This window comes from Gordonia alkanivorans NBRC 16433 (assembly GCF_000225505.1).
Taxonomy (GTDB): Bacteria; Actinomycetota; Actinomycetes; order Mycobacteriales; family Mycobacteriaceae; genus Gordonia; species Gordonia alkanivorans.
Window position 1 is genome coordinate 104119 of record NZ_BACI01000050.1, and the last position, 25996, is coordinate 130114.

The following is a 25996-nucleotide window of genomic DNA, read 5'->3' on the forward strand; positions in this document are numbered from 1 at the left end:
CGATCAGTGCATCATGATCGGACCGCGATCCATGTCCTCTTCGACGAGAGGGGACGCGATCTTCTTGCGCGGCAGGAAGAATGCCGGGATCACGGTGAGCGCGATCAACACCACGGAGATCAGGAAGGTGTTGGAGAACACGTCGGCGGCGGTGTCGAAGAACGACTCCGGCAACGGGTTCGGGACACCCGGGGGCAGCGGCTTGTCGGAGGTGTTCGCCATGATCGCGAGACCGGCCTCCGGCTTGCCGGCCAGGCTGCTGGCGAGGATCACCGAGATCACCGCGGTGCCGATCGAGGTGGCCGTCTGCTGGATGGCGTTCATCAACGTCGAACCGTCCGGCACCTGGGCGTTGCTCAGGGTGGCGAGCGCCGCGGACATGATCGGCATCATCGTCATACCCATACCGAGGCCCTGGACGAACAGCGAACCGCAGATCAGCCAGTACGAGGTGTCCGAGCCGAGCATGGTGAACGCGGTCATGCCGAGGAGGATCAACACGATGCCCGCGAGTACGAACTTGCCGGGGCCCATCCTGTCGGTGAGTTTGCCGGCGATCGGCATCGTCAGCATGGCGCCGAGACCCTGCGGGGCGAGCAGCAGACCCGCGGTCAATGTCGACTCGCCGCGCACACCGATGAAGTACTGCGGGAACAGCAGTGCGGCACCGAAGAACGCGATCATGAACAAGACCATCGTGATCACCGCGATGCTCAGCGTCCGGTTCTTGAACAGACGCAGGTCGAGGAGCGGCTTCTTCGCGCGGAGCGCATGGACGATGAACGCGACGATGAGAAGTGCGCCGATGATCGTCGGGATCAGCACCGAGCCGCTGACGAAGGTGCGGTGTTCGGCGCTCGAGGAGATGCCGAACAGGAACAGCGCCAGACCCGGCGACAACAGCAGCAACCCGACGAAGTCGATCGAGGACCGCTTGGTCTCGGCGTCGTCGCGCAGGACGATCCAGGCGAAGACGAAGGCGATGATGCCGATCGGGACGTTGATCAGGAAGATCCAGTGCCAGCTGAGCTGCTCGATGAGCACGCCGCCGAGGATCGGACCCGAGATCGGGCCCAGGAGCATCGGGATACCGAGGACGGCCATCACCGAACCGACGCGTTCGGGACCCGCCGCCTTGGTCAGCATCATCATGCCGATCGGCATCAGCAGACCACCGCCGAGGCCCTGGACCACGCGGAACGCGACCAGCATGCCGATGTTCGGTGCGAAGGCACAGAGGATCGAACCGAGGGTGAACAGGACCAGCGAGGTCAGGTACACCTTCTTGGTGCCGAAACGCGACGCGGCCCAGCTGGCCAGCGGGATCACGGCGGCGAGGGCGAGGGTGTAACCGGTCGCGGTCCACGCGGCACCCGCGGCGTCGGTGTTGAACTCCTGCTGGAAGGTGTTCTGGGCGACGCCGACCACGGTGACGTCGAGGATCGACATGATCGCGCCGAGTACGACCACACCGGCGACCAGCAGGACGTTCTTGTCCAGCTTGGTGTCTGGTGGACCTTCGTGGAGATGGCCTCCGGTGGAGGATGTCATGCGGTGTTTGTCCTATCGGTCGGGATGCGACTGAGAAGTAGGTGTCGGGAGGTGTTCGCGGTCAACGGGTGGCCAGATTGCAGAAGTGGTCGACGCCGTCGTCGACGATGGGTCGCAGCGCCGAACACAGGTTGTCCCGGAGTTCGGCGGGGAGGCCGGCCACGAACCGTCGCACGGTGTCGTGTTGCAGTGCCAGGTGTGTCTCGAGGTAGCGCATGCCGTCGTCGGTGAGCGAGACGCGCTTGATGCGACGGTCTGCCGAGTCCTCACGACGATCGGCGAGACCGGAGCTGACCAGCTTGTCGACCGTCCGGCCCGCGGCCGCGAGGGACAACTGGACCTGGTCGGCGATGGCGTTGACCGGCATCGGCCCGTCGTGGCTGCCGAGCGCACAGAGCACGCGGAGCTGGGAGAAGGTGATGTCGGTGGCGGCGAGACTCTCCATGGTTTCCGGCCGGCCGAGGTCGAGCAGACGGTCGAGGAATGCGACGAGCGCCGCCGAAGCGGATTCGATCGACTCGTCGGCGCTCGCTGCGCACGTGGGTTCCTCAGGCACCGGAAAATAGTAACTCCGACGCAACTATTGCAGAAGCGCAATATGCGTGAGATGGCACATGATCTGCGCGATGGTGTGACCCCCGTCTCACGGGAGGCTCGGTGCAGGTACAGAGTTTGACCGTGTCGTCCTGCGCCGGACAGCCTTCTGGCGACCGGTTAATCTCTCCCCATGGGCAACATCAAGGACATCCCGGTCACCTCTCTCGACGGCTCCGAAGTCTCGCTGAAGGACTTCGGCGGACCGCTGCTGATCGTCAACGTCGCCAGCAAGTGCGGCCTCACCCCGCAGTACGAGGGCCTCGAGCAGCTCGCGAAGACCTACGGCGACAAGGGGCTGACCGTCGTGGGCGTGCCCTGCAACCAGTTCATGGGCCAGGAGCCGGGCACCGCCGAGGAGATCGCGACCTTCTGCTCGACCACCTACGGCGTCACGTTCCCGCTGCTGGAGAAGACCGATGTGAACGGCGACGCGCGCCATCCGCTGTACGCCGAGCTGACCCAGGCCACCGACGCCGACGGCGAGGCCGGCGACATCCAGTGGAACTTCGAGAAGTTCCTCGTCAACGCCGACGGTGAGGTCGTCAACCGTTTCCGTCCCCGCACCGAGCCGACCGATCCGACTGTCGTCGCCGCGATCGAATCCGTGCTCTGAGTCGATTTGGGGGCACCCGGTAAGCTGACCAGGCGAGAACTGATCAGTAGAGATTGAGGAGCGGTGCCATGGCGCGAGTGGTGGTCGACGTGATGCCCAAAGCCGAGATTCTCGACCCGCAGGGGCAGGCCATCGTCGGCGCACTGGGTCGGCTCGGATTCACCGGGATCGGCGACGTCCGTCAGGGCAAGCGCTTCGAGCTCGAGGTCGACGACACCGTCGACGACGTGACCCTGGAGCGGATCGCCGAAGAGTTGTTGACCAACACGGTGATCGAGAACTTCAACGTCTCCCGGGTCTCGGAGTAGGCGGCATGACAGCTCGTATCGGTGTCATCACCTTCCCGGGCACCCTCGACGACGTCGATGCCGCCCGCGCGGTCCGGCTCGCCGGCGCCGAACCCGTTGCGCTGTGGCACGGCGACGCCGACCTGAAGGGTGTCGACGCGGTCATCGTGCCCGGCGGCTTCTCCTACGGTGACTATCTCCGCGCCGGAGCCATCGCGCGCTTCGCGCCGGTCATGGGTTCGGTCGTCGAGGCGGCGGGCAAGGGCATGCCGGTCCTGGGGATCTGCAACGGATTCCAGGTTCTGTGCGAAGCCGGCCTGCTGCCGGGTGCGCTGACCCGTAACGAGGGTCTGCACTTCATCTGCCGCGATGAGTGGCTGCGGGTCGAGAACAACACGACCGCGTGGACGACGCGTTTCGAGCGCGGCGCGGAGATCCTGATCCCGCTGAAGTCCGGCGAGGGCCGCTACGTGGCGTCGGAGCGCAAACTCGAGGAACTCGAGGGCGAGGGTCTGATCGTGTTCACCTACCCGGAGCGCAATCCCAACGGGTCGGCACTCGACATCGCGGGGATCTCCAGCCCGAACGGCCGGATCGTCGGTCTCATGCCGCATCCCGAGCACGCGACCGAGGCCCTGACCGGCCCGAGCGACGACGGGCTCGGCCTGTTCTACTCGGTGATCGACTCGGTCCTCGCCTCGGTGTGAGTGCGTCCGGATGAGCGACGCAGCGCCGAGGATCCCGACAAGCGCGTCGGCGGCCGGGCTCGGTGAGTTCATCGACGCCTCGCCGTCGCCGTTCCACGTCTGCGCCACGGTCGCCCGCGAGCTCGAGAATGCTGGATACACAAGGCTTTTCGAGGAGCAGGCGTGGCCGGCTGCGGTCAGCGCGGCGTCGTCGAAGTCCTATGTGATCCGCGGCGGTTCGATCATCGCCTGGGAGACCGGCGACGGTACCGCCTTCCGCATCGTCGGCGGCCACACCGACAGCCCCAACCTCCGGTTGAAGCAGCATCCCGACCGCACGTCGGCCGGGATGGCGATGATCGCGCTCGAACCCTACGGCGGCGCCTGGCTCAACTCCTGGCTCGACCGAGATCTCGGTCTGTCCGGTCGGCTCGCCTATCGGGCGGGAGATCGGGTGGCGCACACCCTCGTCCACGTGACCGAGGCGGTGGTGCGGGTGCCGCAGCTGGCGATCCACCTGTCGGAGGACCGCAAGGGTGTCTCACCCGATCCGCAGCGACACGTCAACGGTCTCTGGGGTCTCGACGACGCCACCCCGGACGTTCTCGGCTGGGTCGCGGAGTACGCGGGCATCGACCCCGACACCCTGTTGGGCTGGGAACTGATGACCCACGACGTCGCGCCGTCGGCGGTGATCGGTGCGGCCGAGAACCTGCTCAGCGCACCGCGTCTGGACAATCAGGGCACCTGCTACGCGGGTCTGCGGGCGCTGCTCGACGGGTCGTCGTCGGCGCATACGCGAGTGCTGGCGCTGTTCGACCACGAGGAAGTCGGCAGCGGCTCTGAGCGTGGCGCGGCGTCGGACTTCCTGGCCTCGATCTGCGAGCGGATCGTGTTGTCGCGCGGCGGTTCCCGCTCCGACTATCTGCAAGCGATGGCCGGGAGCGTGTGCCTGTCCGGCGACATGGCGCATGCGACGCACCCGAACTATCCGGAACGCCACGAGCCCGGCCATCGCATCTCGATCGGCGGCGGCCCGGTGCTCAAGGTGAACCAGAATCTTCGTTACGCCTCGGATGCGTTGGGAGAAGCCATCTTCGCGGTGGCGTGCGACGATGCGGGCGTGCCGATGCAGCGATACGTCCACCGCGCGGATCTGCCCTGCGGCTCGACGATCGGACCGATCACCGCGACCCGCACGGGCCTCACCACGATCGACGTCGGCGCGCCGCAGCTCGCGATGCACTCCGCGCGCGAACTGATGGGTGCCGCCGACGTGCCGATGTATTCCGCTGCGTTGCAAGCCTTCTTGGCTCGGAACTGAATCAGTAGGAGCGGGCGAACCCGAGCACGTTGTTCACGTACTCCATGGAGTTGTTGTAGCGCAGGATCGCGGTGGTCAGCGACGCCGGGTTGCGCAGGTCCAGACCCTCGTCGCACAGGTAGCGACCGGTGGTCAGCGCGGCGTCGAAGATGTTCTGCGGGTCCGCTTTTCCGTCACCGTTGCCGTCGGCGGCGTAGGCCTTCCAGGTGGACGGCAGGAACTGCATGGGGCCGACTGCGCGGTCGTAGGTCGCGTCGCCGTCGAGCTCGCCGCCGTCGGTGTCGCTGATGACCTCGTTGCCGCCGAGCGAGCCGTCGAGGAGGGGGCCGAAGATGGCGCTGCGGAGCACGCCGTCGGGATTGACGTTGCCCTGGTCGGCGTGATGGGACTCCACCTTGCCGATGCCGGCGATGACCTTCCAGTCGATGCCGCAGCGAGGGGTGGTGTCGGTGAGGGTACTCGCGGCCTTCTTGTAGGCGTCGTAGTTGGTCACGGGGACAGCGCCGGAGGTGACGCTCGCCGGGCGGATGACCGGGGCGTGTGCCGGCTTGGGGGCCGGGGCGACCGGGTGCACCTTCGCAGCGGGGGTGAGAGCGGGGGCCGCGGTGGCCGTCACGCCCGTGGGGAGGCTGCTGGGCTCCGGGGCGGCTGTCGGATGCGACAGCTCGGCTCCTGCGGTGGCCGCGCCTGCCAGGACCCCGACGGGGAGGAGGGCCGTGGCCCACAGCGGTGTGCGTGTTTTCTTCCGTGGCTTGGAATGCTTACCCAAAACTGACTGACCTCACGTGTACTGCTTGTGGTTCGTGCTTTCGGAACCGAGCCGACCGTACACGTGGTCGTGAGCAAAGCGTTATCTTCCCGTGACCAACGCGGGTATGGACACCAGGTCAGGTTTGTGTCTGCGCAGGTCGTCGCGTGGACGCCGCCGACAATGTGAAACGGCGCACACACGGGTTCAGTTCGGGCGCAGAACGGACATCGTGGAACCCTCGCTGAGCACGATGTAACCCTCGACGACCTTGATCAATCCGGGCGAACCGACGCCCTGTTCCCAGGCCACACTGTTCTCAGGTGTCAGGGCAGTCAGCTGGCCCTGGTTCGACAGGATCATGGTGGTGCCCGTCGATCCGATGCAGGCCGGATTGGCCAGGATTGGTTGCTCCGGACCGGGCGGCGGACCGCTGCCGATGTGATCGCCGTCGGCGAGCGCGTACGTCGTCCGCGACCCGTCGAGGCGTCCGAAGTTCACCAGTGAGCCGCAGGCAATGGCGCCCGACTTCGACAGTTCGCGGTCGCTGATCCGCCACAGTGCGCCCTGCCGAGCCGGATCGCGCACCTCGTACTCGCCGCGATCGGCGAAGATGCGGTTGGAGGCGGTCAGCAGCGGCAGCGTCGACGGCCCGGATTCGACCTGCAGGCCCTCCGAGTCGTCGACGGGGTCGGGGTCGACGCGTCCGTTGATCGTGGCGTACGTGGTGACACGCTCGGCGTTGTAGTCCTGGTGCTCGACGGTGACGCCCGTCGGATAGAGGGCGATGTCGCACTGGTCGCAGGCGATGCGGTTGTCGCCGTTCGTCGGGTTGACCAGGAACTGGCTGGCATCGGCGGTCTTGACGACGACGATGTCGCCGGTGACCTCGATGTCGACGACCGGTGCCGCGAAGGTGCGTGCCCAGATGGTCTTGCCGGCCGGCGTGTTCAACGAGAGCTGGTGACCGACCCGGTTGACCCGTAGGAAGTTGTTGCCGAGTCCCACGACCTTCTTGGTGTCGAGGTATCGGGCCGTCTGCGTCGGGACCCCGGCGTCGTCGACGAGATAGAAGCCGTCGTCGAGCGGGGTGCCGAGTTGGACAGCGCACCCGACCTGGCCGGCCTCGTTGAAGGCGCAGTCGCCCTGGCCGGCGTTGACCGGGGAGTCCCAGAGGAGACGGCCGTTGCGGCGGTCCACCATCGTGAACGAGCGGCCCAGACCCGACGGGTAGGCGATGAGCCAGCCCTCGTCGGAGGTGTCGACGACCTGAATGGTCACCTCGTCGCGATAGTCGGGGAGATCCTCGTGGCCGACGATGGTCCAGGCGATGGACGGCGCACGGTGGTAGTCGCGCAGTTCCCCGTAGGCGTACTCGGCGTCGTCCACCTGGTACTTGCCGCCGGAGAGCACCACTCCGACGGTGACGAGCATTGCTGCGCAGAGGATCAGTACGACCGTCCCGATGCCGAACGGCAGGCGCGCGGAAAGCGCCCGGGCGCGGGAGCGTGAGGACATGGCTAAGAGTGAACCATGGCGTTTCCGCGGGCCACGAGGTGCACTGTTCTCTATGGACCCACTGCAGGATGTACTGGTGACCCTCACGGTCGTGACCACGGGACTCAGCGCTGGTGTGCTGGCAGGTTTCGGCTACGCCGTGATCCCCGGACTGACCCGCGCCGGCGCCGACGTCGCGGTCGTGGCGATGCAACGAATGAACACTGCCATCCTCAATCCGCTGTTCGCGGTCATCTTCGGCGGTGGCGTCGTGTTCGGTGCCCTCGGTACCTGGGCCGCATGGAATGACGGGCTGCGCTGGTGGGTCCTCGCCGCGACCCTCCTCACGCTGCTCGGCATCGTCATCACCATGACGGTGAACGTCCCGGCCAACAACCGCCTCGATGCCGCCGCCGATGTCCACGGCACGGAGGCAGACCGGGTCTGGGCGGAATTCACGTCAGTGTGGATGCCGTGGAACATCGTTCGATCGGTGCTCACCACCGCTGCGGTCGTCGTCCTGGTGGTCGGGTTGCTCGTGGGTTAGAACGGGGGCGGGCCGTCCGCGGCCTCGCGGCGTTCGCGCTCGCGGAGGTTGCGGGCACGCTCCGCCCGCCGGCGTGCGTGCTTGTGCGCGAGCCGGTTGCTGGTGGGCGGGGTGTCGTCCCCGGTGATGACCCGTGGGGTCGGTGGGGCTTGGGGTGGCTGTTCGTAGCGGATACGACGCAGGTTCGGGAAGAAGTCCTCGAGGTTCTCGGCGTCACCGGGGATGACGAACCCCTCGGACGTGCGGTACTCGGTGACCAGGTGGCCGTCGTCGTCGCGGTACTGGACGTCGATCCAGTCGCCGAACGTCTTGTGCAGGTGCCCGAACCGGCACTTGGCGTTCAAGTTCTCACTCGATGTGGCCCCACCCTGGGCGGGATTGGTGTGGTCGTACTCGGCGACGTGGTCCAGATCGGAGTCGAAAGCCGAACACCCGCAGCCGGGTTCGGTGCAATAGCCGTCACGCACCCGCACGAAGTCAGCACACGCGGTGGTGGGCCGGTACGGGTCGGCGGCTTGCGCACCGGGGTAGACGATCACGACGTCTTTCGACGGGACGTCCTCGACGACGATGCGGGCCGGTGGTGTGCGGACCGGGGTGACGGGTGTGATGGTGGAGTCCGACCGTTCGGCGAGATCGCGGACGTGGTCGTCGGAGATGACGCCGGCGCCGTCGACCCAACCGATCCCTGGTGCCCCGGCGAGGGTGGCGGCGTCGGTGACGACGTGGATGACGACCTCGGTGCTCACCGACCGGACCACTTTGGCGGGGTCGGGGATCTCGGCGTCACAGTCCTCTCGCTGGCATTGGCAGTCGAAGATGGTGCCGGTCAGCAGAGCGAACATGGCATCGGAGTTGCGCTGGTTACGGTTGCGGCCGTCGTGGGCGCAGACGGTGTCGGCGAGCGCTTTCACTGCTTTCGCGGCGATGCGAATGTTCTCCGCGGCCATCACGCCGGTGATCTCACCGGTGCCGTCGGTGAAGTTCTCGGTCCACATACCGCGCTTGTCCAACGCTTCACGACGCCGCTCCCGTACCGCGTCAGGATCGTGACGGAAGACGAGGCGATCGACCATGTCACGCAGCTTCGGTGTGGTCCAGGCGCCCTTCCTGGTGCGCAGGATGCGTTCGATCTCGGTATCGAGGTCCGCGATGACCGCGGCGTCGGAAATGAGGTCGGTGCGGGAGATGACCGTCTGGATCAACTGCCGCGACAGGATGCCGTCGCGCAGGGTGGTCAGCACTTTCGGTAGCCGGTCACGCAGGGCGAGCGCTTCACCCACCCACTGATCGGCCTGGTAGCGGGTGATGGCGCCCTCACGGCAGACCCGGGTCACCATCTCGGTGTAGCGGTCGATGAAGAACCCGCCCTGAGTGTTGACCACGAGCTGGTCGTAGACGGTGACGATCGACTCATACCGGCACCACGCCAGATAAGCCTCACCATGGCGGATCGAACCGAACCGTTTCATATGGGTTGCGGTGTCAGAGCGTTCAGGGTGGGCAGGATCGACCCCGGCGAGGAACTCGCCCGGTAGATCGGTCCACGTATCTGACACGCTGCCCCCACAACGTCTACAGCCCAACCTGGTTGGCTGAATCTGTTACCAACCAATCTAAAGCAACCCACCGACAACAACGGAAATCCATCCACAGCGCCCGCAGCTAATCACCTGTGCGGCAGTCGGTTACGTCGAAATGAAGTCGCACGCGACATCAATACGGCGACACGACCTCGATCGAAGTCGCGTCGCCGAAATGACGTCTGTCAGTCGCGTCCTCAGAACAACTGGCCGAGGTAGAACTGCGTTCCCTGGTCGTCGGTGCATCGGGCCGAGACGCCGTATGGCGCAGTGCGGGGTTCCTCGAGGACGCCGCCGCCGGCGGCGCGGACACGCTCGACCGCTGCTTCGACATCATCGGTCACCCACATCGGTACTGCGACGGAAGTGTCGGCGCCACCGGCGATCCCGACCTGGGGTCGGCCGTCGTCGACCTCCCAGCCGTCGTCGATCCGCCCGCCGTGGAACGTCCAGCCGAGTACCGAACCGTAGAAGTCGCGGAAGCGGGCGCTGTCCGGGGTCATCACGGTGAGGTAGCTCATCGCTCCGATGCCGCGCGGGTGTTGGTCGGGTCGGACGTCGCCGGGTTCGGGGGCGAACACTGCGAAACGCACGCCCTGCGCATCGACGGCATCGACGACTCGGTGACCGTCGGGGCTCGTCCCGAACTCGCCCTGTCCGCCGGCCGCGACGATACGGGCTTGTGCTGCCTCGAGATCGTCGACGGCATACGCGCAGAACACGGTTGGTTCGCCGTCGGTCTCGAAGATCCCGAGCCGATGCCCGACGTTGATCACGCGACGCCCCTCGGGATCGAACTCCCAGCCGAGGGCGGCGGCGTAGAAGCGTCGGGCCCGCGCGGCGTCGGGGATGTTCAGAGACATGTAGCCGATGTCGCCCTGACGAATCCGATCGGAGAGCTGCGCCTTCGACGGCCCGGTCAGCATCCAGCGGTGACCGAACGGGTCGACGATGACGCCGGTGCGTGAGCCATACGCCTCGTAGGGTTCACGGGTCACGGCGGCGCCCGCGCGCGCGGCGGTGGCGACCGCGGCGTCGGTGTCGTCGACGGCGAGCATCAGGCTCACCGAGACGTGGCCGGGATCGGGCGCCCGCAATCCGAGGTCGGGGAACTCGGCGGCGAGATAGATTACGCCGCCGCCGATCTCGAGCTCCGCATGGCCGATCGCGCCGTCGTCCATGACGATCGGTTCACCGCGGAGTCGTGCGCCGAGGTTCGCGGTGTACCAGTCGATGGCGGCCTGCGACTCTGCCACGGTGAGGTAGGGGAGCGCTCCCGGTCGCTCGACCACGGGCACCGTGCTGCTCGTCGCCTCTACGGTGGCGGCCTCGTCGAATTGTGTTGCGGTGGACATGATGACTCCTTGCGGTAGTGTCGCCCCGCGTTCGAGTCGGTCGCGCAAGGACGCGGCGAAACCGCGGTCGGGTTCGACGGGATCGTCGAAGCCGGGCGTATCGGCTGCGCGCAGGACGTGCAACGGATCCCGTGCCTCGCCGAAGCGTGTGCTGTTCCGGGGGCTCATGCGTGACCTCCTCTCCCGCTGCTCTGGCGTTGTGGTTCGGGGTAGGCCGCGCGGAAGGCGCGCTTCGCGCGGGTGAGAAGCGCCTCGGTCGCACCGACCGTGCGGCCGAGGGTCTCGGCGCATTCACCGACCGGCAGGTCATCGACATAGCGCAACGTGAGCACTGCACGGTGGATCGGCGACAGCTGCCCCAGCGTGTGGTGGGCGACCATGCGGTCGAGTTCGGCATCCCACGGGTCGTCCCCGCGGTCGGGGACGTCCTCGACCGGTTCCGGCGTACGTTGGGCGCGCCGCCAGTGATCGGCGAGCTTGTGCCGCGCGATCCCGATCAGCCACGGAGTCGTCGGTTCGGTGTCCCGGTGCCGACGGACGGAGTCCATCGCCGCCAGGAAGGTTTCCGAGGTCACGTCCTCCGCGGTCCGGCGATCCGCGCAGCGACGGACGACGAACCCGTAGACGGCCGGCAGTGCCTGGTCGTACACCGCCAGCAATCCCTCTGGTCCAGAAGACGCCGCTTGGTCGCTGCTCACGTCTACATCGTCGTGTGCGGGCACCGGAATCCGACGCCCTTCGGCGAAGAATTTCTCCTAACGGTTCGACGCTTCCGTCGCGAACGCCGCGATCGCCGAGGCAACCGCGTGCGGCTGGTCCAGCGAGACGAACGTCCGGGCGCCGGGGATCTCGACGAACCGGGCGCCCTCGCCGTCGGGTCCGGGGAAGACCGAGGCGAACCGCCGGCCGTGTTCGGGGGTGAAACACCGGTCGTCACGACCCCACACGAACCGCACGGGCAGGTCGACCCGCGACATGCGGGCGGTCACCGTGGCGAGCTCCGCCGGGTTGATCTCGCGCAGGAATGCGATGAAGTCGTCGCGGATGCGAGCGTCGCTCTGCAGGGGAGCGAACACCGAAGCGGTGAGGTCCGGGTCGGGGTCGTGGAGGAGCAGGCCGACGCCGAGCGGCGAGTGCCGCAGGGCCTTGAGCCGCATCGCGTCGACGAGCGGCTTCAACAGCAGCCGCTGGCGCATCAGCGCGAAGTACAACCGAAAGGGTTGCGGCGGAAACAGATCGAAGGCATCACAGTTGGTGAACACGAGACGACGCACAAAATGGGGATCCTCGTCGAGTGCGAACTGAGTGACTGCGCCGCCGGTGTCGTTGGCCACGAGGACCGCCGACGACAGGTCGAGGTGTCCGACGAACTCGCGCAACAACCGGCTCGCACCGCGCGGCGAACGATCCGCGTCCGGCCCCCAAGGGATTCGGTGTGAACCGAGCGGCATCAGCGGTACGTGGCACCGGTGACCGCGTTCGGCGAGGAGCTCCGCCACCGGTTCCCACAGGCGGTGGTCGACGACGGCCCCGTGCATGAAGACGATCGGCGGCAGGGTGGAGTCCGCGGGACCGTAGGTGGCGCACTCGATGACACCGGAGGGGAGTTCGACTGTCGGCAGCGTATTTGCCATGGCGAGGTCCGCTTCTCGTAGACTCGGATAACTTACGAACACTGAGTATGAAAGTTACGTGCAGACTGTATGAAAGTCAACCGTCGGACCCAGGCCGAACGCACCGCGGCGACCCGCGCGGCGCTCATCGCTGCAGGTCGCAAGCTGTTCGGCGAGCGCGGTTTCGCCGACGTCGGTACCCAGGAGATCGTCGACGAGGCCGGCGTGACCCGTGGCGCGCTCTACCACCAGTTCGACGACAAGAAGGGGCTGTTCACCGCCGTCTACGACGCCGTCGAGCAGGACGTCGTCACCCAGATCGCCGAGGCGGTCGGTGCCCTCGCGGCCGATGACCCGATCGCGGCGCTGAAGTCGGGTATGCGACTGTTCCTCGAGTTGTGTACCGAACCCTCGGTCCACCGGATCACCCTCGTCGAGGCGCCGTCCGTCCTCGGCTGGGCCCAGTGGCGAGCACGCGGCGAGGAGTTCGGCTTCGCCCTTGTCGAAGGGCTGATCAAGGCGGCGATCGCCGCAGGCCAGGCCATCGACCAGCCGACCCGGCCTCTTGCCCACGTGGCGATCGGTGCGCTCGACGAGGCGGCGCTCTACGTCGCCGCGGCCGAGGATCGAGACGCGGCGACCGCGGAGGTCGCCGCGGTTCTCGACCGCATCGTCGACTCGTTCCGGAGCTGAGCGACCTACCGCTCCGCAGCCACCAACTCCGCACACCGTTCCCCGACCAGCATCACGGTTATGTTCGGGTTCACGGTGGTGTGTTCGGGGAAGACCGACGCATCGGCGACGCGCAGGCCGGCGACTCCCTTGACGCGCAGGTCGGGGTCGAGCGGCGACATCTCGTCGTCCGGCGGTCCCATCCGGACCGTGCCCACCGGGTGGTAGACGGTGTTGTGGGTGCGCCGGATGTAGTCGGCGAGCTCCTCGTCGCTGCTGGTGTCGGGTCCGGGATAGAGTTCGCGCGCAACCCATTCCTGCAATGGTGCGGCTGCGGCGATCTCCCGCGCCTTGCGCAGACCGGCGGTCATGATCCGCATGTCGTAACCCTCGGGGTCGGTGAAGTACCGGGGGTCGACGCGCGGCTTGTCGCGGAAGTCGCGAGATCGCAGCTTCACCGTGCCCCGCGACCGTGCGTGGGTGACGTTCGGCGTCAGGCAGAAGGTGTTCTCACTGGTGGGGTAGCCCTGACGCAGCGTGTGCATGTCGAAAGGCACGCTGCCGTAATGCATCATCAGGTCCGGCCGGTCGAGTCCGTCGTCGACGGTGGTGAAGATTCCGGCCTCCCACCACTGCGTCGACTCCTGCGTCATGGGCTTCTTCGTCTCGAAGCCGATGACGCCCTCGGGGTGATCCTGCAGGTGTTCGCCGACGCCGGGGGAGTCGACGAAGACGTCGATCTCGTGCTGACGGAGATCGTCGGCGGGCCCGATCCCCGAGAGCATCAGGAGTTTCGGGGTGTCGATGGCGCCGGCCGAGACGATCACCTCGCGTTCGGCATCGATCCTGGACGTGCGTCCGAACGCGTTGTCGGTGATCTCGACCCCGACGGCACGAAGCTCGCCGTCGACCTTCTCGATGACGATGCGCTTGGCCCAGGAGCCGGTGCGGATGGTCAGGTTCTGGCGGTCGAGGTGGGGGTGCAGGTAACTCACCGACGACGACGCGCGGACTCCGTCGGGCCGGCGGTTGATCTGGAAGAAGTTGGCGCCGTTGACGACCGTCTTTCCGCTGTTGAACTCCGCCCTCGGGATGCCGACCGCCTCACAAGCGTCCAGCACGGTGACACCGCACGGGTCGTTCGGCGGGACCGTCATGATGTGGACCGGCCCGCTGCGGCCATGATGATCGCCGGGGGCGTCGTTGGTCTCGATCTGGGGGAACAGTCGGTACAACTCCTCCGAACCCCAGCCCGCGCACCCGAAATCGCGCTCCCACGAGTCGAGGTCTTCACGCGGCGCCCAGAAGGCGATGCAGCTGTTGTGGGAACTGCAGCCTCCCAGGACTTTTGCGCGAGCATGCCGCATGAAGTCGTTACCGTTCTCCTGCGGTTCGATGGGATAGTCCCAGTCGTAACCGGATTCGAGCAGTTCCATCCAGCGATCGAGGCGCAGGATCGCGTCGTCCCCGACGTCGGACGGACCGGCTTCCAGGAGACACACCGTGACCGACGGGTCCTCGGACAGCCGGGACGCCACCGCCGCACCCGCCGAACCGCCTCCGACGACCACGTAGTCGTACGACTCGCTCACTGCTGCTGCCCCTTCCGGTCTGCAAACCAACCGGTCACGCCCGGCCGAAGATTCTCGTAGACGTGCTTTGCCTCGCGGTACTCGGCCAGGCCCGACGGCCCGAGCTCACGGCCGAAGCCGGACTGGCCGTAACCGCCCCACTCCGCCTCGGGGAGGTACGGTCCGAAGTCGTTGACCCACACCGTTCCTGCCCGGATACGGCCGGCGATGCGGCGTGCGCGGGCGGCGTCGGCCGACCACACCGCGCCGGCGAGGCCGTAGACGGTGTCGTTGGCCAGCGTCACTGCCTCGTCCTCGGTGGTGAAGGTCTCGACGGTCACGGTCGGCCCGAAGGCCTCGTCGTGCACGCAGGCCATCGAACGGTCGGCGCAGTCGATGACGGTGGGCAGGTAGAACCATCCGTCGTCGAGCTTCCCCGAGCCCTGGTCGCCGGTCGCGAAGGCGCCACCCGTGCGGATCACCGCACCGTCGGCACGTGCCTTCTCGACGTAGGCGTGCACCTTGTCGCGGTGGGCTTCGGAGATCAGCGGCCCGGTCTCGGTGCCCTCGCTGTAGGGGAGTCCGAGACGGATCTCCTCGGCTCGACGAACCAGCTCGTCGACGAACCGGTCGTGGGCCGACTCCTCGATGATGAGTCGCGCGCCCGCCGAACAGACCTGGCCGGAGTGCAGGAACGCGGCGTTGAGCGCGTTGTCCACCGCGGCCGCGAGCAGCTCGTCGGTGGCGCAGGCGTCGGCGAACACCACGTTGGGGTTCTTGCCGCCTAGTTCGAGTGCCACCTTCTTCACCGTCGCCGCGGCCTCGCGGGCGATGACTCGCCCGGTGACGAGTCCACCGGTGAACGACACCAGATCGACGTCGGGATGCGACGACAGCGGGGCGCCCGCATCCGCGCCGGCACCCAACACGAGGTTCGCGACCCCGGCCGGAAGGCCCAGGCCGTCAAGCACTTCCAGGAGCAGGATCGAGGTGTGCGGCGTCAGCTCGGCGGGTTTGAGGACGAAGGTGTTACCCGCGGCCAGCGCCGGTGCGACCTTCCACGCCGCCTGCAGCAGCGGATAGTTCCACGGCGTGATGAGACCGCAGACACCGACCGGCTCGTAGACGATGCGTGAGTCCGCATCGGGTGACCCGGTGTCGACGACACGGCCGGCGTCCTGGGCGGCCAGCTTCCCGAAATAGCGGAAACAGTTCGCGATGTCGGTCATGTCGATGTCCGATTCGTACGGCCGCTTGCCGGTGTCTAGCGTCTCGGCACGAACGAAATCGTCTCGGCGGGCGTCGATCTGATCGGCGACACGGAGCAGGAGATCGCCGCGTTCGGCAGCCGGGGTGGCGCTCCACTCCCCGGCATCGAAGGCGCGCCGGGCGGCGGCGATCGCCGCCTCGGTGTCCTCCGCGGACGCCTCGGCCACCACGCCCACCACCGAATTGTCCGCTGGGCAACGAATCTCACGAGTCTTGCCGGACTCGGCGGCGCACCACCGGCCGTCGATGTAGAGAGTGTCACTCATGGAGCGGGTGCTCCTTCCGGGTCGCTGTCGGGTATGTCCGTCTCCGCGACGGTACCGGCGCTCGCGGAGCCGGCGGCGGGGCCGCTGGTGTCGGGGTCGTGGTCGACAGCGGTGTGGTCGTGATGATCGGACGCCGAGTCACGCAGATGGAGGTAACCGAGATGCCGTTCATACTGGTCGAGGATGTCGCCGATGATCTGTTCCCGGGTGTATCCCGACAGCGAATACCCCTGCGAGCCCTCGGTCAGATACACCTCGCACCGGAAGTACCGGTCGTCGGAACGCTGGGAACGGACCGCGTAGGTGGGCGTCGGCGCGGACACCGGCCACACGCAGTACTCGAAGGCCGGGACATCGGCCAGCTTCACGATCAGACGAGGAGACGGCAGGCCCTCGTTGGCGGCCGACTCGTCCACCGTCGCCGAAACGCCTTCGCGACCGAACTGTTCGGCGACCTCGTGCATCGCCGGGACCACCGTCGCCGTGATGTATCTGCGGGTTGCGATCCGGCCGGGGAAGCGGAGCGTTCCGATCAGGCGGTGTCGCCAACTGCTCTGCTCGGTCGGCCCGCGTCCGACGGCGATCACCTTCGGCAGCGTGGTGCGGTAACTGTCGAGCTTGTACGACTCGGTGCGGACAGCCCGCAACAGCGAGATACCGATCAGCCCCAGGACGAACGAGAACGGCAGGCCCATGATGACCGTCGCGGCCTGCAGGGTGAGGATCGATCCGTCGCCGCCGCCGGCGAAGAGCATCGACAGCGTCAGCAGGCCGATGGCGACCGACCAGAAGATGCGGAGCGACCGTGAGCAATCCGCCATCGGATCGTCGAGGCGGCTGGTGAAGTTGCCCATGACCAGCGACCCCGAATCGGCGCTCGTCACGTAGAACAGCAGGCCGGTGATGGTCGCGATGCCGATCAGCAGTGTCGCGCCCGGGTACTGCTCGAGCAGCGAGTAGAAACCGGCCTCGGGGGCCGATGCCGTCGTCTCGGCGAACTCCTTGTCGCCGCGGGCTGCTTGCAGGGCGCTGTTCCCGAAGATCGAGATCCACACCAGGATGAAGCTGAACGGGACCACCAGAACGCCGAAGACGAACTGCCGCAGCGTCCGTCCGCGGGAGATTCGTGCCAGGAAAAGCCCGACGAACGGCGCCCAGGCCACCCACCACGCCCAGAAGAACAGCGTCCAGCCGTCGACGAAGGCGCGGGCGTCGTTGCCGGGCTGTGGATTCACCTGATCCCAGGCGAACGTGTCGAGGGTGCGGTCGGCGAAGGTCGACACGTAGTCGCCCGCGTTCTGGACCAGACCGTTGAGGAGGAAGTCCGCGTCCTTCGCGACCGTGATGTAGATCAGCATGCCGATGGCCAGGATCACGTTGATCTCCGACAACCGCCGGATGCCCTTGTCCACCCCGGAGGTCGCCGACGCGGTGGCGATCACCACCGACAGGGCGATCAGACCGATCTGCGCCGCCTTGCCCTGCTCGATGCCGAAGATCTCGTTGAGACCGAAGTTCAGTTGCACCACACCGATTCCCAGCGAAGTCGCGATGCCGAAGATCGTGCCGAGTACGGCCGCGACGTCGATCGCGTCGCCCCACCGTCCCTCGACCCGCTTGCCGAAGATCGGGTAGAGCGCCGCACGGATCGTCAGCGGCAGGTTGTGCCGGAACGCGAAATAGGCCAGGGCGCCGCCCATGAGGGCATACATCGCCCAGCCGGTTATGCCGTAGTGGAAGACGGTCCACGTCACGGCCTCACGTGCCGCGAAGTTGGTCTCCGCCGCGCCCGTCGGCGGGTTCAGGAAGTGCGTGACGGGCTCGGCGACCGAGAAGAACATCAGGTCGATGCCGATGCCCGCGGCGAACAGCATCGACGTCCACGTGAAGAGGCTGTACTCGGGACGGGATTCCTCCGGTCCGAGGCGGTACCGCCCGTATTTGCTGACGCCGAGGAAGACGACGAGACCGACGATCGCGGTGGCGAGGATGAAGTACCACCAGCCGAACCAGCGGGTGATGAAGTTCCGCACCTCGTTGATGACGGTCTCCGCGGTCTCCGGCGCGGCGAGCGCCCAGATCGCGAAGGCGAGCACGATGGCGGCCGAAGCGACGAAGACGGTCAGATTGACCGAACTCGGGCGTCGTGTCGGTTCCCCGGTGTCCGGGGTGTCAGGAGTGGACGGGATTGCAGGTCTTTCGCCGACACTCATGGCTTATGACGCTAGCCTCTCCGAACTCGTGTGGTCGGGTGAATTGCCCGACTCACCGATCGCGGCGATGAACTCGGATGGTTCACCGACCCCTCGGGCAACACCGCTGTCGGTACTGTCGGCCGGACCCGCCTCGTCGCCCTTCGGCGGTGACCCGACGCCCCGTTCGCTCTGGGCGTAGCGAAGCGGGAACACCGCCCCGGCCTGCGCAGTTGTACTGTGCACATCCCCGCCATCGCGGTTGATCCGTGCACTCTGCACGGGCGTTAACTGCAGGTACATCCACGACGACCTCTAGAGTGGAAGCAGGCTGGTCGTCGCCTACCCGCACCGCGTTGTCCCGACCGGACACACGAGGTGGTTTTCGCGGCGGCCGGGGCGCTAGCAATGTGAGGGAGAACAATGTTCGAACGGTTCACCGACCGCGCGCGACGGGTTGTGGTTCTGGCCCAAGAAGAAGCGCGGATGCTCAACCACAACTACATCGGTACCGAGCACATCCTCCTCGGCCTCATCCACGAGGGCGAGGGTGTGGCTGCCAAGGCGCTCGAGTCTCTCGGGATCTCCCTGGAAGGTGTCCGCAGTCAGGTCGAGGAGATCATCGGCCAGGGCCAGCAGGCACCGTCGGGACACATCCCGTTCACCCCGCGTGCCAAGAAGGTGCTGGAGCTCTCGCTGCGCGAGGCCCTGCAGCTCGGCCACAACTACATCGGCACCGAGCACATCCTGCTCGGCCTCATCCGCGAGGGTGAGGGTGTCGCCGCGCAGGTCCTGGTCAAGCTCGGCGCCGACCTCAACCGGGTCCGCCAGCAGGTCATCCAGCTCCTGAGCGGCTACCAGGGCAAGGAGCCGCAGGAGGCGGGCACCGGCGGTCGCAGCAGCGAGTCCGGCACTCCGTCCACCTCGCTGGTCCTCGACCAGTTCGGTCGCAACCTGACCGCTGCCGCCGCCGAGGGCAAACTCGACCCGGTCATCGGCCGGGAGAAGGAAATCGAGCGGGTCATGCAGGTCCTGAGCCGCCGCACCAAGAACAACCCTGTTCTGATCGGTGAGCCGGGCGTCGGCAAGACCGCCGTCGTCGAGGGTCTTGCGCAGGCCATCGTCAACGGTCAGGTTCCCGAGACGCTCAAGGACAAGCAGCTCTACACCCTCGACCTCGGTTCGCTGGTCGCCGGCAGCCGCTACCGCGGTGACTTCGAGGAACGCCTGAAGAAGGTCCTCAAGGAGATCAACACCCGCGGCGACATCATCCTGTTCATCGACGAGCTGCACACGCTCGTCGGCGCAGGTGCCGCCGAGGGCGCGATCGACGCCGCCAGCATCCTCAAGCCCAAGCTGGCCCGCGGCGAGCTGCAGACCATCGGTGCGACGACCCTCGACGAGTACCGCAAGTACATCGAGAAGGACGCCGCCCTCGAACGCCGCTTTCAGCCGGTCCAGGTCGGCGAGCCGTCGGTCGAGCACACCATCGAGATCCTCAAGGGTCTGCGTGACCGCTACGAGTCACACCACCGCGTCTCGATCACCGACGGTGCACTCGTCGCCGCCGCGACGCTGGCCGATCGCTACATCAACGACCGGTTCCTGCCGGACAAGGCGATCGACCTCATCGACGAGGCCGGTGCACGCATGCGCATCCGCCGGATGACCGCGCCGCCAGACCTGCGCGAGTTCGACGACCGCATCGCCGACGCGCGCAAGGAGAAGGAAAGCGCCATCGACGCGCAGGACTTCGAGAAGGCCGCCAGCCTCCGTGACAAGGAGAAGCAGCTGGTCGCCGAGCGCGCCGAGCGCGAAAAGCAATGGCGCAGTGGCGACATGGACATCGTGGCCGAGGTCGACGACGAACAGATCGCCGAGGTCCTGGGCAACTGGACCGGTATCCCGGTGTTCAAGCTCACCGAGGAGGAGACCACCCGTCTGCTCCGCATGGAGGAGGAGCTGCACAAGCGGATCATCGGCCAGGAGGACGCCGTCAAGGCCGTCTCCAAGGCGATCCGCCGCACCCGTGCCGGCCTGAAGGATCCGAAGCGTCCGTCGGGCTCGTTCATCTTCGCCGGCCCGTCCGGTGTCGGTAAGACCGAGCTCTCCAAGGCGCTGGCGAACTTCCTGTTCGGCGAGGACGACGCACTCATCCAGATCGACATGGGCGAGTTCCACGACCGCTTCACCGCGTCGCGTCTGTTCGGTGCACCTCCCGGCTACGTCGGTTACGAAGAGGGCGGCCAGCTCACCGAGAAGGTGCGCCGCAAGCCGTTCTCGGTGGTGCTGTTCGACGAGATCGAAAAGGCTCACTCCGAGATCTACAACACCCTGCTGCAGGTCCTCGAGGACGGCCGTCTCACCGACGGTCAGGGTCGTACGGTCGACTTCAAGAACACCGTCCTGATCTTCACCTCGAACCTCGGTACGAGCGACATCTCCAAGGCCGTGGGCATGGGCTTCTCATCGAAGGACGACACCAAGTCCGGCTACGAGCGGATGAAGCAGAAGGTCAACGACGAGCTCAAGAAGCACTTCCGGCCCGAGTTCCTCAACCGAATCGACGACATCGTCGTCTTCCACCAGCTGACGCGTGACGAGATCATCCAGATGGTCGACCTCATGCTGACCCGAGTGGAGAGCGCGCTGAAGAACAAGGACATGGCGCTCGAGGTCACCGACCGCGCCAAGTCGCTGCTGGCCAAGCGCGGCTTCGATCCGGTGCTGGGCGCACGCCCGCTGCGTCGCACCATCCAGCGCGAGATCGAGGATCAGCTCTCGGAGAAGATCCTGTTCGGCGACATCGCTCCCGGGCAGATCGTGCTGGTCGACGTCGAAGGCTGGGACGGCGAAGGCGACGGCGAAGACGCCAAGTTCACCTTCACCGGCTCGGAGAAGCCGCGTGCGGTTCCGGACGCACCGGTCGAGCTGTCCAAGGCAGGCGACGGCGGCTCGGACGCGAGCTGACCTGAGCTGATCTGACACAATCGGCGGCGTCACCCGAAAGGGTGGCGCCGCCGTTTTGTGTTGCCTGCCCGAGTCATCTGTGACGGGGGTGGATACCATCGATCACTGTGACGAGCGATACATCAGAGGTCGGCCGTAGGGCCACCCAGGCCGAGCCCACCATCACCGTCGAGCGGGACGGCGAGATCGCCGTCTTCCGGCTGAACCGCCCCGACCGTCTCAACGCCTTCACCGTGCAGATGGGCGAGGAGTTGCGGGCGGCGTTCGACGAGACCGACGCCGACGACTCGGTGCGTGCTGTGGTGCTCACCGGTACCGGCCGGGCATTCTGCGCCGGCGCCGACCTCGAGGCCGGCGGCTCGACCTTCGACGCCTCCTCGGTGGTCGAGGGCGACGAGGTCCCGGCCGACGAGGGCGGCAAGCTGACACTGCGCATGTTCGCCTCGCTCAAGCCGGTCATCGCCGCGATCAACGGCCCCTCGGCCGGCGTCGGCGTCACCATGACCCTGCCCGCCGACGTGCGGATCGCCTCCGAGGACGCGAAATTCGGCTTCGTCTTCGCGGCCCGAGGCCTCGTGCCGGAAGCGGCGTCGAGCTGGTTCCTCCCGCGGCTCGTCGGTCTGCCGACGGCTCTCCAGTGGACGGTCGGCGCCAAGATGGTGCAGGTCGACGAGGCGCACGAGCGCGGACTGATCCAGCAGGTCGTGCCCAAGGACAAGGTCCTCGAGACCGCGATCGCCGTCGCCCGCGAGATGACCGCGAACAGCGCCCCCGTCTCAGCGGCACTGACCCGCCAGCTGTTGTGGCGGATGGCCGGGGCGACCAGCCCGCTCGACGCCCACCACGCCGATTCGAAGGCGATCTTCTACCGCGGCCAGTCCGGCGACGTCTACGAGGGTGTCATGTCGTTCCTGGAGAAGCGCCCGGCGACGTACCCGAACAAGGTGTCGGAGGATCTGCCCGACATCTTCTGAGCGTGGTCGCGTTCCTGCTGCAAACACCCTGTGTTCAGCACGTGAACTTCGGCGAACACGCGGCATGAACGGTGGCAGGCTGCGCTGACCGCGGTTATCGTGGCGAACAGCAGGCCAGAAGAGAGCGGAAAGGAGGTGGCGCAGATGTCGATCGGTATGGCGGTGTTCGTTCGCGAGTGGCGGATGACCGACCCCGGCTGCCGGTACGGGCTACCAGCCCGAACCCGGTCCGGACCAATCACATCCAGCGCCACCAGTTCCTGAGGTCGTGAACCTCGATGGTCGGCGCGCTCACTCGCCCACGCATCGAGGAGTATCCATGACCATCTTCGTCACGAATGCGGGATTACAGATCCTCGCGCGCGTCACCTGGCGTCGCGCTGCCGTCCTGCTGACCACCGAGGTCGCACGCAACGTCGAGGGCACCCCCTTGGTGCGCGTCGTCCATTCGCCGACCGTGTCGCTGCCCATCCACAAGGTGGTGGCCATCAAGCGGGACGCCTACCGTCCGTACGCGGGCAAGACGATGGATTCCTACGCCTCCAATGCGACGATCCTGCGTCGCGACCAATGGATCTGCGCCTACTGCGACGGTCCGGCCGACACCGTGGACCACATCGTGCCGGTGTCGCAGGGCGGCCCCAGCACGTTCGGCAATCAGGTCGCGGCATGCAAGTCCTGCAACGGTTTCAAGGCCAACCGCACCCCGCGGAAAGCGGGAATGGCCTTGCGGCACGCACCCTTCGTCTACGACCCGTGGGCCGTGGACCAGAAGGAGGTCTGGGAGATGTTCATGCTGCATCCCAAGACCGACTGAGAGGTCGGACCGTCAGAGCGTGAGAACCGTTCAGGTGGGCAGGGGTTCGGCGCCGCGTTCCTTGAGCAGCATCGACATCTGGCCGATCTCGTTTCCCTGATCGCTGAGCATGTTCAGGGCGAGCTGCTTGGTCGCCGACCCGGAACGGTCGTCGTTGTACGCCGCCTGCGCCATCTCGAGTCCGCCGCGATGGTGCCGGATCATCAGCTGCAGGAACAGTTTCTCGGCCTCGTCGCCGCGAAGGGTGGCGAGTCGGCCGAGTTCCTCGGTGCTCGCCATGCCCGGCATGAGCGGTGCGTCGGGCGTGGTCCCCGAGCCAGCACCGTGGGAATGTGAATCACCGTGGGACATCCACGACATCGGTTCGTCGGAGGTCAGCGGCAGCTCGAAGAACTGCAGCCAGCCGCGCATGGTCGCGCTCTCCGCGGATTGGGCGACGACGAGCTGGTCGGCCAATCCGCGGATCGTCGGATCCACATCGGGGGCGGCGAGAACTGTGCGGGCCATCAGGAGGGCCTGATCGTGATGCGTCGACATGTCCTGTGCGAAACCGATGTCGGAGGGGCTCATCGTCTTCAGGTCGTCCCGCGAGCCGGGTGACCACACCGAACCGATGACCACGCCGACCGCCACGAGCAGGACGGCGAGCGAGGTCAGTCCGGCGATCTGCGTACTGGTGTGCCGGTCGGTCATCCGAGGAAGGAATCCTGATCCGGCGGCGGGGTGTAGACCCGGTTGCTCAACTCGAGGGCGTAGAAGCCCCCGTCGGCGCAGGTGGTGAGGATCTTGTTGCCGTGGAACTCCGGCGGGGAGAAGCACCAGTCGGTGGCCATGTCACCACCCACGACCATGCCCATGCGCGGACCGATCATCTCGTTCAGCTTGGCTCGTCCGTTCACGAGAGACATTCCGAGGCTGAGGAATTCGATACCCGGTGCGCCGATGACCGACCCGAGCACATGCGGTGAGTTGGGCCGGGTCAGTGCGGTCGCGCCCTTCTGTGCCGGCGGGTTGTAGTACGCGATCTCCTTGATGGCGGAGAAGTCCCGGATGTCGAACACGCGGATGCCGGACGATTCCCAGGCGCAGGCCAGCGCCGTCGGATCGTTCGGACGGTCGACCGCGCAGTAGTGCGGGTTGCTGCCGAACAACGAACCGCCCATGGACGAACGGAACTGGGTGTCCAGGTGTTCGGGCAGGTTGATCTCGAGTTTGAGCTGTGCGGCGTAGCGGGGTTTGTTGACCCGGGCGACGTCGAAGATCTTGACGCCGCCCGAGCCGCCCTCGTCGGCCGTGATGACGTGGGGCGTGCCGCGGTAGGTGATCGGGATCGAGTGCTGATTGAGCTGGCCGTCCGGCCACAGGTACGCGGCCACGTGGGGGACCTGCGGATACGGCGCACGACGCTGTACCGCGCTGATGTCGAGGACCGTGACGCCCGCCATGTTCGACAGGTACATGCGATTGCCGTCGGGGGTGATGCCGAAACCGTGACCGAGGAAGCTGTGCAGTCCCTGCCAGATCACCCGCGGGTTTCGCGGATCGGCGACGTCGATCGCGCTCAGGTGACCGGGTGCGACACCCGACGCCCAGTAGGTTCGGCCATCCGGTGACCAGCCGCCCTCGTGCGAGGTGAACGGGATGGGGTAGGCGATGCCGCCGCCACGGGCGTTGAGCAGCTTGGGTCGGGTGCAGTCGGAGATGTCGTAGACCGCGAAAAAGCCTGCACCCCAGAGGAGCGGGACCCCGGTCGCGGCGAGGAGTTTGCGTTTCTTGTTGACCTTCAGGGTCTCCCACGTGCCGCCGCGCATCGCGGTGTCGGTCAGCGACCCGACGACCTTCGGGTTCCGGGGATTCGAGGCGTCGATGACCTGGACGCCCGGCTGAGGCAAGAAGTTGTTGCCGGGGAAGAGACTTCCGGTGTAGCTGCAGTGCTCGAAGGATGCGGACACGATGCCGCCGCCCGCACCCGTCACATTGCCGAGTTCGGTCAGGTTGCAGTTGTAGCCCTGCTTGCTCCGGCCCGACTGTCGGTCCTCGGCGCTGACGTCACCCTGCAGGCCCGGTTCCGGCTTGGAGCCCGGACCGCAGTCGGCCTTGGGAACAGAAGCGTCGGAGATGTCTGGGAACCAGTGGTTCGCGGCGGTCGCCGGCGCCGACACCAGCATCGTCGACGCGAGCACTGCCCCCGCGGCAAGGCAGGTGATCGCGTGTAGTCGCCGTCGTGCTGTGGACACATTCCATCGATCTGGCGTCATCGCCCCTCCGATCGTGACCTGAGTCACGCTAACGGCCGGACTGAGACGGTGGGGGTGATTCGTCGAAAGAGGCATGTCGTCGGCACACGCGGCGGGGCATCGGCCATCCGAACGACTCCTGGATCGCCGGGAACATTCCCGGCCCGCACCCGCTCCAAGTATTCGAACGCAGCGAACAGCCCGCACTGTCGGACACCACGAAAGGAACAACCCATGAGCACCCAGATCCCCGCAGACGCAGTCCTGGTCGACACCAATGGCGACGGCCTCGTCGACGCCGCCCTCGCCGACATCGACGGTGACGGCACCACCGACGCCGTCCTCGACACCGACGGTGACGGCTCGGCCGATTCGATCGCCTACGACACCAATGCCGACGGCCAGATCGACCTGATCGAGGCGGACAGCGACGGCGACGGCTACACCGACATCGCGGTCGCCGACACCGACTGCGACGGCACCTTCGACACCGCCGTCGACGATCAGGGCAACGTCTCGGTCGGCGACTTCGGGAGCATCGACGGAAGCGACGCCGTCTGACCCGCCTCTGAGTCCCGAGCCCCCGCACGCAGCCGGTCAGCACAGCTGACCGGCTGCAAGGCGTTT

Annotated in this window: 23 protein-coding genes; 10 read left to right on the forward strand and 13 right to left on the reverse strand. The window is 66.7% G+C overall.

Features of this window, described 5'->3' with window-relative positions; all coding sequences use genetic code 11:
* Window positions 1–3: 3 nt before the first annotated feature.
* Both GOALK_RS08470 and GOALK_RS08475 read right to left on the reverse strand, forming a co-directional pair.
* Window positions 4–1551 (reverse strand): DHA2 family efflux MFS transporter permease subunit, encoded by a 1548-nt coding sequence (locus GOALK_RS08470; RefSeq protein WP_006358390.1) that lies wholly within the window; start codon window positions 1549–1551, stop codon window positions 4–6.
* Between the two features lie 61 nt (window positions 1552–1612).
* Window positions 1613–2107 (reverse strand): MarR family winged helix-turn-helix transcriptional regulator, encoded by a 495-nt coding sequence (locus GOALK_RS08475; protein ID WP_006358391.1) that lies wholly within the window; start codon window positions 2105–2107, stop codon window positions 1613–1615.
* Window positions 2108–2278: 171 nt separating this feature from the next.
* Between GOALK_RS08475 and GOALK_RS08480 the strand changes: the two genes are divergently transcribed.
* The 4 genes from GOALK_RS08480 to GOALK_RS08495 all read left to right on the forward strand — a co-directional run bounded on the left by GOALK_RS08480 (window position 2279) and on the right by GOALK_RS08495 (window position 5058).
* Window positions 2279–2761, forward strand: coding sequence for a glutathione peroxidase (locus tag GOALK_RS08480; RefSeq protein WP_006358392.1), 483 nt, complete (start codon window positions 2279–2281; stop codon window positions 2759–2761).
* A 68-nt stretch (window positions 2762–2829) separates the two neighbouring features.
* Window positions 2830–3069, forward strand: a complete 240-nt coding sequence (purS, locus tag GOALK_RS08485) for a phosphoribosylformylglycinamidine synthase subunit PurS (RefSeq protein ID WP_005201292.1) — start codon at window positions 2830–2832, stop codon at window positions 3067–3069.
* Between the two features lie 5 nt (window positions 3070–3074).
* On the forward strand, window positions 3075–3755 hold the full coding sequence (purQ, locus tag GOALK_RS08490; RefSeq protein WP_005201295.1) for a phosphoribosylformylglycinamidine synthase subunit PurQ: 681 nt from the start codon (window positions 3075–3077) through the stop codon (window positions 3753–3755).
* A gap of 10 nt (window positions 3756–3765) precedes the next feature.
* Window positions 3766–5058, forward strand: a complete 1293-nt coding sequence (locus GOALK_RS08495) for a M18 family aminopeptidase (RefSeq protein WP_006358393.1) — start codon at window positions 3766–3768, stop codon at window positions 5056–5058.
* A gap of 1 nt (window position 5059) precedes the next feature.
* Here GOALK_RS08495 and GOALK_RS08500 read toward each other — a convergent pair whose 3' ends face one another.
* On the reverse strand, window positions 5060–5827 hold the full coding sequence (locus GOALK_RS08500) for a lytic transglycosylase domain-containing protein (protein WP_006358394.1): 768 nt from the start codon (window positions 5825–5827) through the stop codon (window positions 5060–5062).
* A 186-nt stretch (window positions 5828–6013) separates the two neighbouring features.
* On the reverse strand, window positions 6014–7324 hold the full coding sequence (locus GOALK_RS08505) for an outer membrane protein assembly factor BamB family protein (protein WP_006358395.1): 1311 nt from the start codon (window positions 7322–7324) through the stop codon (window positions 6014–6016).
* 52 nt (window positions 7325–7376) lie between these two features.
* On the opposite strand from GOALK_RS08505, the gene GOALK_RS08510 reads away from it, so the two are divergent.
* Complete coding sequence (locus GOALK_RS08510; RefSeq protein WP_006358396.1) at window positions 7377–7850, forward strand: anthrone oxygenase family protein; 474 nt, start codon at window positions 7377–7379, stop codon at window positions 7848–7850.
* Here the strand turns inward: GOALK_RS08510 and GOALK_RS08515 are convergent.
* From GOALK_RS08515 to GOALK_RS08530, 4 genes are all read right to left on the reverse strand, one after another.
* Window positions 7847–9409, reverse strand: a complete 1563-nt coding sequence (locus GOALK_RS08515; protein WP_006358397.1) for an HNH endonuclease signature motif containing protein — start codon at window positions 9407–9409, stop codon at window positions 7847–7849. The two genes, GOALK_RS08510 and GOALK_RS08515, sit on opposite strands and share 4 nt — an antisense overlap.
* A gap of 221 nt (window positions 9410–9630) precedes the next feature.
* Window positions 9631–10956 carry a VOC family protein gene (locus GOALK_RS08520; protein ID WP_006358398.1) on the reverse strand — a complete coding sequence of 442 codons (1326 nt, stop codon included), beginning with the start codon at window positions 10954–10956 and terminating at the stop codon, window positions 9631–9633.
* The gene (locus tag GOALK_RS08525; RefSeq protein WP_372512905.1) at window positions 10953–11486 is read right to left on the reverse strand and encodes an RNA polymerase sigma factor; all 534 of its coding nucleotides are present in this window, start codon (window positions 11484–11486) and stop codon (window positions 10953–10955) included. Before GOALK_RS08525 ends, GOALK_RS08520 begins: the two co-directional genes overlap by 4 nt.
* Window positions 11487–11543: 57 nt before the next feature.
* Window positions 11544–12422, reverse strand: coding sequence for an alpha/beta fold hydrolase (locus GOALK_RS08530; protein ID WP_006358400.1), 879 nt, complete (start codon window positions 12420–12422; stop codon window positions 11544–11546).
* A 69-nt stretch (window positions 12423–12491) separates the two neighbouring features.
* On the opposite strand from GOALK_RS08530, the gene GOALK_RS08535 reads away from it, so the two are divergent.
* Window positions 12492–13094 carry a TetR/AcrR family transcriptional regulator gene (locus tag GOALK_RS08535; protein ID WP_006358401.1) on the forward strand — a complete coding sequence of 201 codons (603 nt, stop codon included), beginning with the start codon at window positions 12492–12494 and terminating at the stop codon, window positions 13092–13094.
* A 5-nt stretch (window positions 13095–13099) separates the two neighbouring features.
* On the opposite strand, the gene GOALK_RS08540 is transcribed toward GOALK_RS08535, so the two are convergent.
* From GOALK_RS08540 to betT, 3 genes are read right to left on the reverse strand one after another with little or no spacing between them, the layout of a single operon-like run.
* Complete coding sequence (locus GOALK_RS08540; protein ID WP_006358402.1) at window positions 13100–14665, reverse strand: GMC family oxidoreductase; 1566 nt, start codon at window positions 14663–14665, stop codon at window positions 13100–13102.
* Window positions 14662–16179 (reverse strand): aldehyde dehydrogenase family protein, encoded by a 1518-nt coding sequence (locus GOALK_RS08545; protein WP_006358403.1) that lies wholly within the window; start codon window positions 16177–16179, stop codon window positions 14662–14664. Before GOALK_RS08545 ends, GOALK_RS08540 begins: the two co-directional genes overlap by 4 nt.
* Window positions 16176–18392: a choline BCCT transporter BetT gene (gene betT, locus GOALK_RS08550; RefSeq protein ID WP_006358404.1), complete on the reverse strand. Its 2217-nt coding sequence runs from the start codon at window positions 18390–18392 to the stop codon at window positions 16176–16178. The genes GOALK_RS08545 and betT overlap by 4 nt, the downstream gene beginning before the upstream one ends.
* A 402-nt stretch (window positions 18393–18794) precedes the next feature.
* Here betT and GOALK_RS08560 point away from each other — a divergent pair, with 402 nt between their 5' ends.
* The 3 genes from GOALK_RS08560 (at window position 18795) to GOALK_RS08570 (ending at window position 23132) form a co-directional block, all read left to right on the forward strand.
* Window positions 18795–21341 carry an ATP-dependent Clp protease ATP-binding subunit gene (locus tag GOALK_RS08560; RefSeq protein WP_006358406.1) on the forward strand — a complete coding sequence of 849 codons (2547 nt, stop codon included), beginning with the start codon at window positions 18795–18797 and terminating at the stop codon, window positions 21339–21341.
* Window positions 21342–21448: 107 nt separating this feature from the next.
* Window positions 21449–22315, forward strand: coding sequence for an enoyl-CoA hydratase-related protein (locus GOALK_RS08565; protein WP_006358407.1), 867 nt, complete (start codon window positions 21449–21451; stop codon window positions 22313–22315).
* Window positions 22316–22634: 319 nt separating this feature from the next.
* Window positions 22635–23132 carry an HNH endonuclease gene (locus GOALK_RS08570; RefSeq protein ID WP_005194436.1) on the forward strand — a complete coding sequence of 166 codons (498 nt, stop codon included), beginning with the start codon at window positions 22635–22637 and terminating at the stop codon, window positions 23130–23132.
* A gap of 30 nt (window positions 23133–23162) precedes the next feature.
* On the opposite strand, the gene GOALK_RS08575 is transcribed toward GOALK_RS08570, so the two are convergent.
* The gene (locus tag GOALK_RS08575; RefSeq protein ID WP_006358408.1) at window positions 23163–23825 is read right to left on the reverse strand and encodes a DUF305 domain-containing protein; all 663 of its coding nucleotides are present in this window, start codon (window positions 23823–23825) and stop codon (window positions 23163–23165) included.
* The gene (locus tag GOALK_RS08580; protein ID WP_006358409.1) at window positions 23822–25300 is read right to left on the reverse strand and encodes an LVIVD repeat-containing protein; all 1479 of its coding nucleotides are present in this window, start codon (window positions 25298–25300) and stop codon (window positions 23822–23824) included. The genes GOALK_RS08575 and GOALK_RS08580 overlap by 4 nt, the downstream gene beginning before the upstream one ends.
* Before the next feature lie 303 nt (window positions 25301–25603).
* Between GOALK_RS08580 and GOALK_RS08585 the strand changes: the two genes are divergently transcribed.
* On the forward strand, window positions 25604–25930 hold the full coding sequence (locus GOALK_RS08585; RefSeq protein ID WP_006358410.1) for a hypothetical protein: 327 nt from the start codon (window positions 25604–25606) through the stop codon (window positions 25928–25930).
* The last annotated feature ends 66 nt before the right edge of the window (window positions 25931–25996 follow it).